Raw genomic sequence first — 17,935 nt, 5'->3', positions numbered from 1 at the left:
CCCGTCGCTACTTTGCAATGGACCGCGCACCGAACCTTCCACGGTGCCTGCTACCCTCACAAAGGATGTGACCATGACAAGTACCTCCAGCCCTTCGTCTGAAACCAGCCTCCCCTCTGATCAAGATGCCCTTCTCACCCAATTGGTAACCGGCCCCTCGATCAGGGAAGTCGCCACACATGCGCTGCAACCAGCCCTGAAAGCGCTGTACCCGAATTTGCAAATCGATCCCCGCCTGGCCATGGTGGTGACGCCGACCTGGATCTTGCACAATGGCAGTGTCGAGCCTGGGTCAAGGCGCTTCGAGTCGCTGACAGACGCACTGGTGCGCCATGGCGTAGCGCGAACGCCCGTGGTCTACCTCGACGGCGAGCACTACCTAACGTTGCAACCCCAGGTGCAGACACCGGCGCAACTGCCCGTCAGCATCGATGCCATTGGGCGCCTGCTCAATGAGTTGGCGCCACTGCTGTTTGTCGCGTTTCAAGAGCAACAAGTCGATTATTGGAACCAGTTCACCCCCGCATCGGCTCCACGCTGGCAGGCACTGTCCAAATCCTTGCGCGACCTATGGAACATCGAAGCCAACCCGGACTGGGACAGCGACCAGCACGCCATGGCCGGCAAGCTTTTCGCCTACCCGGACAAAAACGCACGTCGTGCGCATGACCTTTATCAGTCACGCGCCTGCCTGATTGACCTGGACGGCCAAAGCGGCGCGGCTTCGACGCACATTAACATCGTCGACACGGCAGTACTGATCGGGACGCTGGGTAGCCGTACCCTTGTTCTCACTCACACCATCACCCGTGGCTTCCAGGCGTTTGACTCCTTGCAGGAACTGGGCGCGTCGTTGCTGGCGGACACCGATGGGCAAGTACCGGGAAATGTCCTGCATTGGCGCCTGACCGAACCGCCGGGCAATTATTTCGACCGCCTGGCGTGCAACCTGATAGCCCTGCAGGCCGATGCAATCGGTGCGCTGGCCAACGAACCCGCGGCGGCAAACCCGGACCTGGCGCCCCACGTCAGCCATACGACCAACGAGCTCGACCCGACGGACAAACAGTCATCCTCGCGATTCAATCAGGTCGAGCAATCGCTGCCAGACTGGATGGCCGATGCGTCATCCACCGATCTCACCGCTTACAGCCGTCATCTGATGGATCTGGTGACGGTGCGCAATCAGAACGCCGGGAAGTCCTTTCTGGACGGGCTCAAACCGATCCGCGAATTTGCGCTGGATCGACTGCGCGAAGCCATGCTCGCGCAACATGCCGATGCCGCACATCTGAACCTGGCGGACATCGAAATCGTGGTCGACAGCGTGGTGGTCTGGGGCAGCTTTGTGCCAACGGTGGACCCTGAGCGCACCACCCTGAGCCTGGTCGACCTGGCGCTGCAAAACCTGATTGCCCTGCCGCAAGGCAACAAATTCGTACGCAGTTCCAGCGCCGCCGCGCTGCCGCAGTGGATGACGGTGAGCTATCTGGAGGAGCTGATTACACGCGTCGACATCGGCCAGCACTACCCGGCGCTGATCAAAAGCAAGCTGCTCGCCGAACCCGTGGACAGCCTGCGGCGTCAGAACCTGTTCACCAGCCATTTGCGCGTCGAGTTACCGCTGCTGGCCTTACAGCTGAAGATTCGCAAGCAGCACGGCATCGACGAGACCGGTTACCGCTATGTCGCCGCCGTGGTGCAAGTGCTCGACGCCAATCGCTGGGTGGATGGCCAGGAGATCGTGATTCGCCCACTGGCATTCGCGCCCGGCTGGCGCATCGGTGGCGCCACCGATGAAGTGACCAACATGTTCGTGATCGGGCCCCGCCAGATGGACAAGGGGCCTTGCCTGCTTTACCGGCCAATGCTTGAACAACCGCTGAGCCAGTATCCAACGCCGGCCAACTTGGTCTACACCATCAAACACTCGCCGACGTTGCGCCAGTCCGTACTCGCCTGGCTGCCGGACGGTGCCCGCGCCAACTATGCCAACTATGTGTTCACCGGTGACCGACCTTCGGTCTGGAGCATTTCTCAACTGTTGGCCGACCCGCTGACCTCCCTGCAAATGAGCGGCCCGATTTCCCTCGGCTCTCGGGTTCTCAGCGGCAATTACCTGGCCGTCCTGTACAAGGCCAACGTCAATGCGCTGGTCGAACTGGCGCAACGGCAATCGCTGTCCAACGCGCAAAATCGCTGGGCGACTTTCAAGCGTACAGCCTGGACGCTGCTCAATGCCGCATTGCCCTTTCTCGGTCGAACCGTCGGGACGGCCGCCTGGATCTGGCAAGTGCTGGATGACTTGCAGCAAACCCTCGACGCGGCCGACCGTGGCGACCATCAGCAGCAGAAGTCAGCCATGACCGACCTGTTGCTGACCCTTGCCATGGTGCTTGCCCATCACGCCAGTACGCGTAATCCGCCTGCGCGCAGGGTCCAGGAAAAGCCCATTGCAAAAGCGATCGAGCAACAGGAAAAACCGGCCCGACAACCTGTGACCGTCGTGCAATTACCCGACATCGTCAGCGAGCCCCCTCCTGTGCAACATCGCCAGACAGTGGCAACCGATGCGGCCTTGGACCTGACAAAAACCCTGGATCAGTTCAAGGTCACTCCACCCGAACAGCTCACACCGCCCGATAGTGGCAACGGCGTCTATCGCCACCTCTACCGAAAAGAAAAGAGCTTTTATGCGCCGGTGGGCGAGCGCTGGTTCGAGGTGGCCGTCGAGGACACGGGCGAAGTGTCGATCATCGACTCTCGACAGCAGCCCGTGCGCAGCGGTCCGGCACTGATCAGCAACCAACGCGGTGACTGGTTCGTCGACACGCGCCTGCGCCTGCGCGGCGGCGGTCTGTCGAGCCGACGCAAGGCACTGAAGCAACAAAACCGTGCACGCATCGCCGAACTCAAGAAGCAACTGGCCGAGTTTGACAATGAACGCGAGCGGGCACGTACAGAGCTGACGGACGCCCACAACGCCATGAAAAAATCAGTCGGTGACGAAGCACTGTCGGCCGCGCAAACGCAGTTCCTCGAGAAGCTCGAGCACCGCACCCAGGAATACGCCGCCCCTATCGAGCAGTTGAAGTCGCTGAACCTGCTCGAAACGGTGCCCAACTACCGAACCGCCATGGTCGAGATGCTCGGCACTCAATTGTTCTTCAACCAGACGTGGCTCGATCAGCACAATGCAACGTTTACGCAGACCTTGAGGGAAACCCTGGCGCTGCTCGATGCCGAGGAAACGACAGGCGGGACCGGTAATTCTGCAACCTACCGGAAAATGGTCGACCTGACCGAGGGTGTGATCGGCAAAATAGAGTTTGCCCAATCGCGGCTCCATGACTTGAGTCGACTCGGTAGAAATGCTGCTGAAGTGGCCAGTACCTACCGGGCAAAACTGCCCGCTTTCAGTGTTAACGATCTCAAGGCGCTCCAGGTTTCGCTGGCTCGCGACGTCTGCTTGAAAGAAGGAAACAGTGCCGCGCTGATCGACGCCCGGGGCGCATTCGAGCGCTTGCTCGATACCACCAACCTGGTCATACAGACCTCGCAAGAACTGATGCTGCAAAACAGTGCCTGGGCGGCAGGCGAACGTATCGAAGGCCTCAACGGCATGCTCGAACAGTTTGCCGCTATCGACCAGGCCTTTGAAGACTTCAGCCTCACCCACAAGGACGCGGTTCTGGAGCAACCGTTCAAACACGTACGTACACGGATCAGTGAATTCCAGCAGGACACCGAAGCCAATCTGGCGCAACTGCTGCGCGAACAACGGCCGGTAGAACCCCGGCCCGGTCCGTCAAAGCCCGCATCGGCATCGCGTAAACGAGTGGTCAAGACACGCTTCAAGGGTACGGTTGTGGGCGAAGTGCGTCCCTCGGCATCGGGAGAGCCGGTTCTGCTGGATGTGAAATCGCCCTTGACCGGCAAAGTGATCGCCACCTTTCACGAAAAAACACCCGGCGTCTGGATTGAGCGCGTGCAACCCAGACGTCGCCGCCCAGCGGTACAACTACCGGACCTCGCCACACAAATCACTCAAGGTCAGGAGCTGCTCGATGGCGTGGAAAGCTTCATCCAGAAAACCGAAGCGAGTGCAAAAAAACCCGGCCGCATCCCGGTGGAAATCGAAGAGTTGTTCCAGCACAAAGCCGAACAGCTCGACAAAAGCGCGAAGACACTCGAGCAAACTCTGACCGCTTCGAATACGACCGTCGCTGCGACAACACTGGGCGCGGCCTTGAACACGGCACGTGTTCGACTGTACGCCGAGGGCTACCGGATTCGCGTCCAGATGATCAAGCAACAGCCGCCCACGGCCGCCCGCATCGAATGGCTATCAAGCAAAAATGAAATCGATGTCGTGCGCAGTGGTGAACGACGCCGACTCAAAGGCCCGCGCAAGGATTACCTGCAGGAGTACGAAATTCGCGAGCGAGGCACCGGGCAACCGTTGTGGTACGCCCATTTTCACTACGCCGCTTCTGATACGCCTGTCGAGGCGTTTACCGCCGCCCATTTGAAACTGCGTGATCAACGGATGATGGCCGGAGGGAGCGACCTTAATTCCGCTTCCAGCAGCCAGGTGATCGCCATCTATCGCAGCGCGATCAGCCCGCAACTGGCGCGCTCACTGTTCTTTTCGTAAGCCGCCACGTCAAAAAGGAAAATGACGATGACAGACCACCCAGAGAATACCCAAACCCCCGGCTTGCTAAAAAAGAGCCAAGTGAGTTACCAGACCAACAGGGGTCCCACTGTCGATAGCGTCGCCGCGCTGTTACTGCGCCAAGCGCTGAAGGTGCTGCAACCCGAGCGCGAGATCGGCCCCCGACCAAACCATGATCGGCACGCCTCAATGGCGGGTCCGCGACGGCACGCTCGTAGCCATGCCCACACAGTTCGAGTCGCTGACCCAGGCGCTGGTCCGAGCTCGGAGCTCAATGGTGCCGCCGTCCAGCTACGCGCTCAAGGCATTGGTATTCGCGCCAGCCTGCTCAAGGATCGACAGCCCCGACAGGCGTACTTGCAGTGGCTGCTGGACAACGACCAGGTCCGTATCGTCCGCAACGAACAGGGACGAATCAAGACCAAAAAGCGCAGGGATTATTTCCAGGAGTACCAGGTGCTAGACACCACCAACAAGGATCAGCCTCTGCGGCTTGCGCACTTTCACTACGATTCGCTTGATGCGTCGATGGAGCAGTTCACGACCGAACGCCGCCAGGTACTCACGACTCTGGCGCCAATCGACTACGTGCTGCGGCGTATCAGCGACCCGAATCTGTTCCTCAAACTCGAAACTCAACCCTGATGAACGACTGCGGGCGGACTGCTGGTCCGCCCGCTTCATCGACCGCGCCACGCCTCTCGCAATCGCTCCAGCGCCGCCTCGACCGACTTTTCGGGCACCGCCGCAAAGCCCAGTACCAACCCGGCGCGTTGATCGAAGGGCGTGGTGGATTCCGGCAGCCAATAGCTGCTCAAACCGTTGATCTCGACATCGACACTGCGCGCCAATTCGATCAGTTCCTGTTCGCGCGCCACGCTTTCGACTGACACGGTCATGTGCAGCCCGGCAGCGACTGTGGGCAACGGGCCAACGCCGGGGATATCCAGCGGCCAACCACTGAGCAGCGTATTGCGCCGACTCAGTGCCGCACGGCGCATGCGGCGGATATGCCGCTGGAAGTGTCCGGCCGCCATGAACTCGGCCATGACTGCCTGCGTGCTGACCTCGGAGTGGCGCACATCCACGGCACGACGCTGGGAAAACGCGTCCACCAGCCCCATTGGCAACACCAGATAACCCAGGCGCAACGCCGGAAACGCGACCTTGCCGAACGTGCCGACATACAACACTCGCCCGTGACGATCGAGTGCCGCCAAAGGCGCCAATGGCGCACCGCTGTAGCGGTACTCGCCGTCGTAATCATCCTCGACGATCCAGCCTTGGGTGCGCTCGGCCCAGGCCAGCAACTCCAGACGGCGAGCGAGGCTCATCACCACGCCAGTCGGGTATTGATGTGACGGCGTGACATAGGTCAGGCGGCAATCACTGAGCCCCGCCAGCTCACCGCAGTCGATGCCCTCGCTATCCACCGCTACCCCGTGCAAGCGCGCCCCGGCCACGGCGAAGGCATGACCCGCCGCGCGGTAGCCCGGATTTTCGATCGCCACCCCATCGCCCGGCTCCACCAGCAGCTGTGCACAAAGGCTGATTCCCTGTTGCGCGCCACTGGTGATCACAATTTGTTCAGCCGTGCACTGCATGCCCCGCGAGCTGCGTAGATACGCCGCGATCATCCCCCGCAAGCGCGCATCACCTGCAGGGTCGCCGTAGCACAGTTGCTGGAAATCCGGTTTACGCCAGAAAGCCGCATTCAGCTTGGCCCAGACCTCGAACGGAAACAGATCGAACGCCGGAACACCAACCCGAAAAGCCTTGGGCGGACCACTGGGCGGCATGGGTAAATGGTTCTTTTCGACGCGAGTCAATGCACCACTGTGGATAACTTTGCTGGATGAATCCACAGGTAAATCGAGCCGATTTGTGGATAAGGTTGTGGGTAACCCTGTTGAAAACCCTGTGGATACTTTTGTGGATAGTTTTTTTGCCGGCACGGTTGCCTGGGGCAGTTGCGCGACATAAGTCCCATCGCCTACCCGCCCTTCGATAAACCCTTCGGCGTACAACTGATCGTAGGCGCGCACCACGCTGTTACGGGAAATCGCCAGCGCGGCTGCCAGATCACGACTGGCAGGCAGACGCGTACCGCTGGCCAGTCGCCCGTCCAACACACGCGTGCGCAATGCCTGGTAGAGCTGACGACTCAGCCCCTGGCGACGATCAAGTTCGATACCTGCCGGGTTGAAGGTCAGGGACAGTGGTTCGCTAGTCATCACAATGGACCTATGAAATTGGTCATTAATGGCTCTTACAACAGACCAATAGCCTGCCTAGGATGCAGACATTCGCCAAGGAAAATATCTCCATGTACACGCCACGTGCTTTTGCCATCGACGAGTTGTCCCAACTGCATGAACTGATCCTCGCCACCCGTCTCGCCATATTGGTGACCCACGGTGAAAGCGGCCTGCAAGCCAGCCATGTACCAGTGCTGCTGCATTGCGAGCAAGGCTCGAACGGCACGTTGTACGGGCATCTGGCCAAAGCCAATCCACAGTGGAAAGACCTGCGCGACGGCGCCGAAGCCCTGCTGATTTTTGCCGGTGCCGACGCCTACGTCAGCCCTGGCTTCTACCCGAGCAAGGCCGAACACGGCAAAGTCGTACCAACCTGGAATTACGTCGCCGTACACGCCTATGGCCGAGCCGAAACCTTCAGTGATGGCGGGCGGCTGCTCGACATCGTCAGCACCCTCACCGATCGTCATGAAGCTGGCCGCGCCCAACCGTGGTCAGTGGCCGATGCCCCCGCCGATTACATCGACGGCATGCTCAAGGCCATCGTCGGTTTCGCCATTCCCATCGACCGTCTGGAAGGCAAGCGCAAGCTCAGCCAGAACCGCAGCCCCGCCGACATCGCCGGCGTGCGCAAAGGCCTGGCCGCCAGCCCCGACGTCAACGACCAAACCCTCGCCCAATTGATGCGCTAAGGAAATCACCATGAGTCAGATCGACGTTCGCCAAGTCACCGCCGGTGATCACGCGGCATGGTTGCCGCTGTGGCAAGCCTACCTGCGCTTCTACAACACCGAACTTGCGGATACCGTCACTCAAAGCACCTGGCAGCGCATGCTTGACCCGAGCGAACCGACCCACGCCGCCCTCGCCTGGGCCGATGACAAAGCGGTGGGGATGGTGCACTTCATCTACCATCGTTCGAACTGGGCCATCGAAAACTCCTGCTACCTGCAAGACTTGTTGGTGGTCCCGCAAACCCGTGGTACCGGCGTCGGCCGCCAGTTGATCGAGTTCGTCTACACCACAGCCAAGGCCGACGGTTGCAACAAGGTCCACTGGCTGACCCACGAAACCAATGCCACCGCGATCCAGCTCTACGAGCGCATCGCCGAACGCCCCGGTTTCATCCAGTTTCGCAAAGCCATCTAGGTTCAAGGAGAACAGCATGTCGATTTCACTCGCCGACTGGAAAGGCGTTCCGCCCCCCACGACTCAACTGATCGAAGGGCGTTACATCCGCCTGGAAAGACTCGACCCGGCGCGCCACGGCGACGACCTGTTCAAGGCCCTGCAAGGCCCGGGCGCTGACCCGAAGTTGTGGGACTACCTGCCTTACGGCCCCTTCCCGGAGCGCAGCGTCTTCAACGACTGGCTGAACAACCACGCGACCAGCAGCGATCCGTATTTCTTCAGCGTGATCGACCGCGTCAGCGGCGAGGTCCAGGGCATTCTCAGCCTGATGTCCATCGTCCCGGCCCAGGGCCGCATCGAAATCGGCCACGTCACCTTCGGCGCCCCGATGCAGCGGTCGCCGAAAAGCACCGAGGCGGTTTATCTGCTGGCCAGGGAATCCTTCGCCCTCGGCTACCGTCGCCTGGAATGGAAGTGCAACAACGGCAACGCCCGCTCCAAATACGCGGCTGAGCGACTGGGTTTCAGTTTTGAGGGGGTGTTCCGCCAGCACATGGTGGTCAAGGGGCAGAACCGGGATACGGCGTGGTATTCGATCCTGGATTCGGAGTGGCCGGCGATTGGTGCGGGGTTTGAAAAGTGGCTGAGCGATGAGAACCAGACCGGTTCGGGGCAGGTGAAGTCGTTGGTGGAGTGTCGCGGGTAATCGTCAGCGCCTGGAATTACGCCATCGCGAGCGAGCTCTTGATCAATTAACACCCGCTTCACTGATGGGACACAGTACCTGTGGGAGCGAGCTTGCTCGCGATGGCGGCATCACATTCAGCAATTGTTGAGACTGATGCTCCGCTATCGCGAGCAAGCTCGCTCCCACAGGGTTTTCAGGCACGGATTTTCAGGCATAAAAAAAGGGGAGCACATGCCCCCCCGAGGTATAAAGCGTTGTATCGAGGCTGTTAACTCAGCCTTCGATCTCGATCAGGATCTCGCCCGGGTTCACCCGGTCGCCCTTGGCCACGTGAATGGCGGTGACTTTACCGGCGATGGCTGCCTGGACTTCTGTTTCCATCTTCATCGCTTCGGTGATCAACACGGCCTGGCCTGCCTTGACGGTGTCGCCCTCCTTGACCAGCACGTCGACGATGTTGCCCGGCATGGTGGTGCTGACGTGACCCGGTGCAGTGGCTTGCTTGCGCTTGCTGCTGCCGCCGCCGACAAATTCGTTGAGCGGCTCGAACACCACTTCTTCCGGCATGCCGTCGATGGACAGGTAGAAGTGACGCTTGCCTTCGGCCTTGACGCCAACACCGGTGATGTCGACGCGGTAGGTTTCACCGTGCACGTCGATGACGAACTCGGTCGGCACACCTTCGCCACCGGCAGAGGCCACGCCACCCGCTTCAGGAATCGGCAGCAGAACCTCTGGCGTGAGGGTGCCAGCGGCGCGCTCCTCGAGGAACTTGCGACCGATGTCCGGGAACATGGCGTAGGTCAGTACGTCTTCTTCAGACTTGGCCAGTGCGCCGATGTCGGCACGCAGCTTGGCCATTTCCGGCTTGAGCAGGTCGGCCGGGCGAACGTCGATCACTTCTTCGCTGCCGATGGCCTGGCGACGCAGTTGTTCGTTCACAGTGCCCGGCGCCTTGCCGTAGCCGCCTTGCAGGTACAGCTTCACTTCGTTGGTGATGGTCTTGTAGCGCTCGCCGGCCAGCACGTTGAAGAACGCCTGGGTCCCGACGATCTGCGAAGTCGGGGTCACCAGCGGCGGGAAGCCGAGGTCTTCACGAACGCGCGGGATTTCGGCCAGCACTTCGCTCATGCGGTTGAGTGCGCCCTGCTCTTTCAACTGGTTGGCCAGGTTGGAAATCATCCCGCCCGGTACCTGGTTGACTTGCACACGGGTGTCGACGGCGGTGAACTCGCTTTCGAACTGGTGGTACTTCTTGCGCACCGCGTAGAAGTACAGACCGATCTCTTGCAGCAGTTCCAGGTTCAGGCCGGTGTCGAACTCGCTGCCTTTAAGGGCGGCGACCATCGACTCGGTACCCGGGTGGCTGGTGCCCCAGGCGAAACTGGAGATCGCGGTGTCGATGTGATCGGCGCCGTTTTCGATGGCCTTCATTTGGCACATCGCGGCCAGGCCAGCAGTGTCGTGGGAGTGAATGAACACTGGCAACGATTGCTCGGCTTTCAGAGCCTTGACCAGTTCGCCGGTGGCGTACGGGGTCAGCAGGCCGGCCATGTCCTTGATCGCCACCGAGTCGCAACCCATGGCTTCCATTTGCTTGGCCTGGTTCACGAACGCCTCGATGGTGTGCACCGGGCTGGTGGTGTAGGCGATGGTGCCCTGGGCGTGTTTGCCGGCGGCTTTCACCGCTTCGATGGCCACGCGCAGGTTACGCACGTCGTTCATGGCGTCGAAGATGCGGAACACGTCGATACCGTTGACCGCTGCCTTGGCCACGAAGGCTTTGACCACGTCGTCGCTGTAGTGGCGGTAGCCCAGCAGGTTCTGGCCGCGCAACAACATTTGCAGGCGGGTGTTAGGCAGCGCGGCGCGCAGCTGGCGCAGACGCTCCCACGGATCTTCTTTCAGGAAACGTACGCAGGCGTCGAACGTCGCGCCGCCCCAGCACTCCAGCGACCAGTAGCCGACTTTGTCGAGCTTGTCGCAGATCGGCAGCATGTCTTCGGTGCGCATGCGGGTGGCGAGCAGCGATTGGTGGGCGTCGCGCAGGATAGTGTCGGTAACGTGGATTTGTTTGCTCATTGTTCTATTCCTCACAGGCCTGCGTGGGCGGCGATGGCGGCGGCGATGGCCAGGGCCAGCTCTTCGGGTTTGCGCTTGATCGAGTAGTTGGTCAGTTCAGGGTGGCTTTCAACGAAGCTGGTGTTGAACTGACCGCTACGGAATTCCGGGTTACGCAGGATTTCCTGGTAGTACGCGGCGGTGGTCTTGACCCCTTGCAGACGCATGTCATCCAAGGCGCGCAAGCCACGGTCCATCGCCTCTTCCCAGGTCAGCGCCCACACCACCAGTTTCAGGCACATGGAGTCGTAGAACGGTGGAATGGTGTAGCCGGTGTAGATCGCCGTGTCGGTTCGCACGCCGGGGCCGCCGGGAGCGTAGTAACGAGTGATCTTGCCGAAGCTCGGCAGGAAGTTGTTCTTCGGGTCTTCGGCGTTGATCCGGAATTGCAGGGCGAAGCCGCGGTGCTGGATGTCTTCCTGTTTCACCGAAAGCGGCAGACCGGAGGCAATGCGAATCTGCTCGCGGACAATGTCGATGCCGGTGATTTCTTCGGTGATGGTGTGTTCCACCTGCACCCGGGTATTCATCTCCATGAAGTACACTTCGCCCTCGGCGAGCAGGAACTCCACGGTGCCGGCGTTCTCGTATCCCACGGCCTTGGCTGCGCGCACCGACAGGTCGCCGATATAGGCGCGCTGTTCCGGGGTCAGCTGTGGGCTTGGGGCGATTTCGATCAGCTTCTGGTTGCGGCGCTGGATCGAGCAGTCACGTTCGAACAGGTGCACCACGTTGCCGAAGCTGTCGCCAAGAATTTGCGCTTCAATGTGCTTCGGATTGACGATACATTTTTCCAGGAACACTTCCGCCGAACCAAATGCCTTGGTGGCTTCGGAAATGACCCGCGGGAAAGCCTGTTCGAGCTCTTCACGGCTGTTGCAGCGACGAATGCCGCGACCGCCACCACCGGAAGTGGCCTTGAGCATCACCGGGTAACCGATGCGATCGCCTTCGGTCAGGGCTTCTTCGATGCCCGACACGTTGCCTTCAGTGCCCGGGGTCACTGGTACACCGGCCTTGATCATGCTGCGACGGGCTTCGGTCTTGTCGCCCATGCGGCGAATCACTTCAGCCGACGGGCCAATGAACTTGATCCCGCGTTCGGCGCAGATCTCCGCCAGCTCGGCGTTTTCCGAAAGGAAGCCGTAGCCTGGGTGCAGTGCATCGCAACCGGTTTCCACAGCCAGGTTCACCAGCTTGCGCGGGTTCAGGTAACCGGCCAGTGGCTCGGCACCAATGCTGTGGGCCTCGTCCGCTCGCTTGACGTGCAAGGCATGACGGTCGGCATCGGAGTAGATCGCGACCGAGCGAATGCCCATTTCGGCGCAGGCACGTACGATTCGTACGGCAATCTCACCACGGTTGGCGATCAGGATCTTTGTTATCACTTGGAAATTCCCTTGAGCCGGTGGTACCCACGACCTGCTAGACCAGGTCGACGCGTGACCAAATGTTTCAATTTGGTCGCAGGTCCACACTAGCGCTCACAAGGGATTAACAAAAATGAATAATTATTGGGTCATGCATAAGTAAAGACTTATAGTTGATTCACCTGTTAGCGACGAGAGTGATCACATTATGCGTAAGTCATTGATGCGTATGACTTTACGGCAATTGCAGATCTTCAACGAGGTCTGTGATTTGCGGTCGTACAGTCGCGCGGCCGAGGAAATGTCGCTCACACAACCTGCCGTCAGCCTGCAGATTCGTCAACTTGAGGAGCTGATTGGCCAGCCTTTGTTCGATTACGTCGGCAAAAAACTCTACATGACCGAAGCGGCTGAAGCGTTACAGCGGGCCAGCCGGGATATTTTCGGACGCCTGGAAAACCTCGACATGCAGCTGTCGGACATGCAGGGTTCGTTGCAGGGGCAGCTGAAACTGGCGGTGGAATCCAGCGCCAAATATTTCGTGCCGCACTTGTTTGCCGCCTTCAAACGCCAGCACCCGGAGGTGAACCTGCAACTGACGGTGGTCAATCGCGGCCAGGTCATTCGGCGTTTGTCGGACAACCGCGACGACCTGGTGATCATGTCCATGGTGCCTCAGGACATGGGCCTGGAATTCCTGCCGTTCCTGAACAACCCGATCGTCGCCGTGGCGCCACCGGATCACCCGCTGTGTCATATGGGGCCGCTGCGCTTGCAGGATCTCGAACCCTACACACTGCTGCTGCGTGAACCAGGCTCCGGGACGCGGCTGGCGTGCGAAGAATACTTCAAAGAGAAACGCGTGCACTTCAACCAGACTCAGGAAGTCTCGTCTGCCGAAGCCCAGCGAGAATGTGTACTGGCAGGCCTGGGCGTTGCGCTGTTGACGCGCCACGCCCTGAACCTTGAGCTGGCAACCGGTGGGCTGATCGAATTGCCGGTCGAAGAACTGCCGCTATTCCGTAGCTGGTGCCTGGTGCAGGCCAAGGCAAAGCGCCTGTCACCGGTGGCTCATGCCTTCCTGGCGTTTATCCGCAGCGAACGGATTCAGATCAGCGCGCTGGTTGAGCGTTTCGACGGGAAGCTACGGGAGACGTCTGCCAGAAGTTAAGTTCCAGCTCTGGAAAATCGCCAATCTCGGCCAGAAGCTGACGGCGTTCGCAGCGATCTTCGATGGCGCGACGGAATTCCATGCGGCGCTGATCTTCTTGCTGACGACGGGTTTTGACAGCGCTGTTGCGTTCTTCGTAGGGCATGGCCATTTCGAGTCTCCCAAGGCGAGTACGGGAGTTTCAAGATAGGCGCGGGGGATGACGGTTTGGCGGCTTGGGGGTTACAAACTGATGAAAATTGCGGTGCATTCGAGGCCGCCATCGCGAGCGACCTCGCTCCCACAGGTTCTGCGGCGTGCATGATCAAATGTGGGAGCGAGCTTGCTCGCGATAAGGTCGGAACAACCTTCATGCAATCTCAGGCCTGGCTCAATCGTCCAGCGCTTTCACCGACTTGGGCGACAACCGCAAGCTGCGCAGGCTGCGCTTGACGCTCTTGAGGTGGTTGACCAGGCTCGGGCCACGCGCCATGGCCACGCCCATCGCCAGCACGTCGATCACCACCAGGTGGGCAATACGCGAAGTCAGCGGCGTATAGATTTCAGTGTCTTCATGCACATCGATCGCCAGATTGACCGTAGACAGTTCGGCCAACGGCGTCTGGCTCGGGCACAGGGTGATCAACGAGGCACCGCTTTCACGCACCAGGTTGGCAGTGATCAGCAGGTCCTTGGAACGCCCGGACTGGGAAATGCAGATCGCCACGTCGGTTGGCTTGAGCGTCACGGCCGACATCGCCTGCATGTGCGGGTCGGAATACGCCGCAGCGGTGAGCAGCAAGCGGAAGAACTTGTGCTGGGCGTCCGCCGCGACCGCACCCGAGGCACCAAAGCCATAGAACTCGACACGCTGGGCCTGGGACATCAGCGTCACCGCCCGCTGCAATTCCAGCGGATCGAGTTTCTCGCGAACCTCCATCAGCGTATGCAGGGTGGTGTCGAAGATTTTCAGGCTGTAGTCAGCGACCGAATCATCCTCATGGATCGCAAACTGGCCAAAACTTGCACCTGCCGCCAGGCTCTGGGCCAGCTTCAGCTTCAGGTCCTGAAAGCCGGAACAACCGATGGCACGGCAAAAACGCACGATGGTCGGTTCGCTGATGCCCACGCTGTGGGCCAGGTCGGCCATGGAACTGTGCATCACGGCCGCAGGATCAAGCAGCACGTGGTCGGCGACCTTGAGCTCCGACTTGCGTAACAGGTGGCGAGACTGGGCGATGTGTTGCAGCAGATTCAAAGGGCTGGACTCTTTGTTATTGGCAGGTGCCGGGGATGTAGCACGCTTGTAGTTATACTACATGAATCGGCTTTTTGCCTGCTCAATGCGTTACCGAATCCCTCGATTTCAGGTGCCCGCGCTTCATGTAGCACTCATGGCGCCTGTCCAGGTGTGCCGGGTGCACGTTTTAAAGGACAAAAGCTACTTACGTATCCTCGTCAGCTTGCGGCTTGCGCGTGCAGCAAACCTGCCAACGTCTCAGCCTCAACCGGGCGGCTGATCAAATAGCCCTGAACCTCATCGCAGCGCTCGGCTTTCAGGAACTCAAGCTGTTCTCCGCGCTCCACTCCTTCCGCCACGACCTTAAGCTTCAGGCCGTGGGCCATGGCAATGATTGCCCGGGTAATCGCCGCGTCTTCGCTGCCCTCACCCAAGCCACGGATAAATGCCTGATCAATCTTCACGTAATCCACCGGGATCCGCTTGAGATAGCTCAGGGATGAGTAACCAGTGCCAAAATCGTCAATGGCCAGTTTCACCCCGAGATCACGCAACTGCTGGAAGGTTGCGATGATGTGTTCGACGCTGTCCAGCAACTGGCTTTCAGTGAGTTCCAGCTCCAGCAGTTGCGGCGCCAGCCCGGTCTCTTCCAGCACCTGCCGCACCAGACTGACCAGCTTGCCTTGGCGCAATTGATGCACCGACAGATTGACCGACACCCGAATTGCTTCGAGTCCCTGCCGTTGCCACTCACAGGCTTGCCAGCAGGCCTGACGCAGCACGAACTCACCGATCGGGCCGATCAATCCGGTTTCTTCAGCCAGGCCAATGAAATCCCCCGGCGGCACGCGGCCCATGGTCGGATGATCCCAACGCACCAAGGCTTCGGCGGCATTCAACCTGCCAGTGGCCAGGCACAGTTTCGGTTGGTAAAACACCTTCAGTTGTTTGTCTTCGATGGCTTTGCGCAAGTGGTTTTCCAGCTGTAAACGCTCCAACGTGCTGGCTTGCAAGCTGTCGGTGTAAAACTGGAAATTATCGCCACCCAGGTGTTTGGCGTGCTGCATTGCCATGTTCGACTGACTGACCAGTGCCGATATTTCCCGCGCGCTGTCCGGCAACAAGCTGATGCCCATCGACGCGCTGAGCACCAGCTCATGCCCGTCAATGGTCACCGGCAAACGCAACTTGTTCGCCAGACGAGTCGCCACCCTCGCCAGGCTCGAAAGGTTGCCGTAGGAATTGAACAGCACGGCAAACTCATCACCGGAAAGGCGCGCGATGGTGTCTGCTTCAGGCAATGCATTCACCAGTCGCCGGGCCATTTTCTGCAATAACTGATCGGCGACTTCATGCCCCAGGCTGTCGTTGAGTTGCTTGAACCGATCGAGATTGATGTGCAGCAACGCCAGGCTGCGATAACCGCCCTGCCGCACTCGTTGATGAGCCTCGTTGAGTCGTTCGCGAAACATCGCGCGGTTGGCCAGACCGGTAAGTTCGTCGTAATGGGTCAGATAGCGCATACGCTGTTCGGACTCTCGACGAGCCGAGAGATCAGCGAAGAAGCCCACAATATGGCTCACATTTCCCCGGGCATCGCGCACGGCATTCAGTTGCAGCCATTGCGGATACATCTCGCCGTTCTTGCGGGTTTCCACCAATTCGCCCTGCCAGCTGCCTTGCTGCTCCAGCGCCTGATGTATCGCGGCGTAATGCCTACGCGCATCGCGACTGCATGGCAACTCAACGACATTGCGTCCGATCATGTCGTCAATGTCATAACCGGTCACCCGACTGAAGGCTTGATTGATCGCGATCAGAACGTAGTTCGGATCGAAAATCACGATCCCTTCGCTGGCCGCCTCGAACACGGTCGCCGCCAATTGCCGCTGCTCTTCCAGACTTTTGCTGGCGCTGATGTCGCGGCGAGTGCCGACCATGCGAATCACCCGGCCGTTGTCGGCACGCTCGACTGCCCGCCCGCGGTCCTCGATCCAGACCCAGTGGCCGTCGCCATGCCGCACGCGATACTCGATTTGATAGTCCTCGGTGCGGCCCTTCAAATGCTCGACCAGCGCCCTTTTCAGCGCAGGAAGATCCTCGGGGTGAAGGCGCGGCTTGAGGTGACGCAATATCGCCGTGACCTGTTCCGGCTCCAGGCCGAACAATTCCTGAATTTGTGTGTGATGGACTTCGTCGGTTTGCAGATTCCAGTCCCACAACCCCAACTCGCTGGCCTTCAATGCCAGCGCCAGGCGCGCCTCACTCTTGCTCAGTGCCTGGTTGGCGGCGTCCAGTTCCAGGCTGCGCTGAGCGACTCGGTTTTCCAGGTCGACCTGGATCTCTCGCAATTCGTCCTCGGCACGTCGGCGCTGTTCTATCTCCTTGGCCAGCTTCTGATTGAGCTGATCACTGCAGCTTTGCGCCTGCTGCAAATGCTCGATCAGTGCCTGGTTCTGAAAGCGTCGCATCAAGCCCCGATCGATCAATCGATTGACTTGCCAGGCAACCACGCTCAACGCACCGAGCAGGATCAGCCCGAACCAGCCCCAACCTTGCTGCTGTTCGTCAGCCCCCCAAAACATATAGGCGATGGCCGGCAACAGGCAGGGCAAGGTGAATGACAGGAAGGCCGGCAAGCTGACCGCATAAGCCACGCTGGCCGAGAGCGCTGCGGCACCGATGAGGCCGAAGACCCAGGCTTGCTGAATGAAGTTATCGGCCGGAACCAGGGCGATGCCGGCACCGGCCAGGGTCAGACCGGTGAGGCCGGAGCCCAGCAAAAACATCCGCCGCCAGATGGGATGGGCCTGACGGTTGGGAATGGCCGAATCAAAGGCTGCGACCTGAATCACCCGCAATGCCACCAATGACAACAACCACACCAGCCAGACACTGACCAGGAAATAGCGCTGCGGGCTCCAGAGCAAACCGGCACAGACCAGGCCATTGATCAGCATGAACAACGTGGGCAGCAGCGAGCCTTGATACAACAGGCGCGTGCGTTCGACCGCCATTTCCATGGCGTACTGTTTACGGATCACCCGGGGTTCCACAGTGGGGCCCGACAGGTCGAAGCTGAGGGTCATAGGCGATGTTCTTGTTCTTATAATGATGAGCATGTGCCCGAAACTGCTCGGAGCATACACAAGCAATTGCCCGGACCAAACTGCTGCTGATCAATAAATCGCCAAATTTTTCGGACGCCGATGCCACTGAAAATGCTGAAGGCACGCCCCGCCAATGCCTGCAGCCGATGACTGACCGGTCGTCCTTCGCATAACTTTCATCGGTTAAAG

Annotated in this window: 12 protein-coding genes; 6 read left to right on the top strand and 6 right to left on the bottom strand. The window is 59.8% G+C overall.

All coding sequences use genetic code 11. The annotated features are described in order from the left end of the window. Positions 1-73 precede the first annotated feature (73 nt). Both ABIE16_RS18565 and ABIE16_RS18560 read left to right on the top strand, forming a co-directional pair. Positions 74-4,657, top strand: a complete 4,584-nt coding sequence (locus ABIE16_RS18565; RefSeq protein ID WP_429521707.1) for a hypothetical protein — start codon at positions 74-76, stop codon at positions 4,655-4,657. Positions 4,658-4,684: 27 nt separating this feature from the next. Next, positions 4,685-5,323 carry a hypothetical protein gene (locus ABIE16_RS18560; protein WP_429521706.1) on the top strand — a complete coding sequence of 213 codons (639 nt, stop codon included), beginning with the start codon at positions 4,685-4,687 and terminating at the stop codon, positions 5,321-5,323. A 35-nt stretch (positions 5,324-5,358) separates the two neighbouring features. Here the strand turns inward: ABIE16_RS18560 and ABIE16_RS18555 are convergent, their stop codons facing one another. Further along, positions 5,359-6,912, bottom strand: coding sequence for a PLP-dependent aminotransferase family protein (locus tag ABIE16_RS18555; RefSeq protein WP_090452207.1), 1,554 nt, complete (start codon positions 6,910-6,912; stop codon positions 5,359-5,361). A 92-nt stretch (positions 6,913-7,004) separates the two neighbouring features. On the opposite strand from ABIE16_RS18555, the gene ABIE16_RS18550 reads away from it, so the two are divergent. From ABIE16_RS18550 to ABIE16_RS18540, 3 genes are read left to right on the top strand one after another with little or no spacing between them, the layout of a single operon-like run. Then, positions 7,005-7,628, top strand: a complete 624-nt coding sequence (locus ABIE16_RS18550) for an FMN-binding negative transcriptional regulator (RefSeq protein ID WP_057712705.1) — start codon at positions 7,005-7,007, stop codon at positions 7,626-7,628. Between the two features lie 10 nt (positions 7,629-7,638). Then, a complete protein-coding gene (locus ABIE16_RS18545; protein WP_429521705.1) occupies positions 7,639-8,085 on the top strand; it encodes an N-acetyltransferase family protein in 447 nt (148 codons plus the stop codon). 16 nt (positions 8,086-8,101) lie between these two features. Then, positions 8,102-8,773 carry a GNAT family N-acetyltransferase gene (locus tag ABIE16_RS18540; RefSeq protein WP_090452212.1) on the top strand — a complete coding sequence of 224 codons (672 nt, stop codon included), beginning with the start codon at positions 8,102-8,104 and terminating at the stop codon, positions 8,771-8,773. A 255-nt stretch (positions 8,774-9,028) separates the two neighbouring features. Here ABIE16_RS18540 and oadA read toward each other — a convergent pair whose 3' ends face one another. After that, the gene (gene oadA / locus ABIE16_RS18535; protein ID WP_057712702.1) at positions 9,029-10,837 is read right to left on the bottom strand and encodes a sodium-extruding oxaloacetate decarboxylase subunit alpha; all 1,809 of its coding nucleotides are present in this window, start codon (positions 10,835-10,837) and stop codon (positions 9,029-9,031) included. An 11-nt stretch (positions 10,838-10,848) separates the two neighbouring features. Beyond that, the gene (locus tag ABIE16_RS18530; protein ID WP_007971702.1) at positions 10,849-12,264 is read right to left on the bottom strand and encodes an acetyl-CoA carboxylase biotin carboxylase subunit; all 1,416 of its coding nucleotides are present in this window, start codon (positions 12,262-12,264) and stop codon (positions 10,849-10,851) included. Between the two features lie 190 nt (positions 12,265-12,454). On the opposite strand from ABIE16_RS18530, the gene ABIE16_RS18525 reads away from it, so the two are divergent. Continuing rightward, positions 12,455-13,417, top strand: coding sequence for a LysR family transcriptional regulator (locus ABIE16_RS18525; protein ID WP_218494602.1), 963 nt, complete (start codon positions 12,455-12,457; stop codon positions 13,415-13,417). Here ABIE16_RS18525 and ABIE16_RS18520 read toward each other — a convergent pair. The 3 genes from ABIE16_RS18520 to ABIE16_RS18510 form a co-directional block, all read right to left on the bottom strand. Next, positions 13,359-13,568 carry a PA3496 family putative envelope integrity protein gene (locus ABIE16_RS18520; protein ID WP_085723603.1) on the bottom strand — a complete coding sequence of 70 codons (210 nt, stop codon included), beginning with the start codon at positions 13,566-13,568 and terminating at the stop codon, positions 13,359-13,361. The two genes, ABIE16_RS18525 and ABIE16_RS18520, sit on opposite strands and share 59 nt — an antisense overlap. Positions 13,569-13,787: 219 nt before the next feature. Beyond that, positions 13,788-14,654, bottom strand: coding sequence for a transcriptional regulator HexR (hexR, locus tag ABIE16_RS18515; protein ID WP_007954250.1), 867 nt, complete (start codon positions 14,652-14,654; stop codon positions 13,788-13,790). A 200-nt stretch (positions 14,655-14,854) separates the two neighbouring features. Continuing rightward, on the bottom strand, positions 14,855-17,725 hold the full coding sequence (locus tag ABIE16_RS18510; protein WP_057712701.1) for an EAL domain-containing protein: 2,871 nt from the start codon (positions 17,723-17,725) through the stop codon (positions 14,855-14,857). Positions 17,726-17,935: the final 210 nt, after the last annotated feature.

Origin of the sequence: Pseudomonas sp. 2725, from assembly GCF_050434585.1 — a bacterium.
Lineage (GTDB): Bacteria > Pseudomonadota > Gammaproteobacteria > Pseudomonadales > Pseudomonadaceae > Aquipseudomonas > Aquipseudomonas jessenii.
The sequence above is the reverse complement of the archived record's forward strand: the minus strand, read 5'-3'. Positions and strand labels throughout refer to the sequence as shown.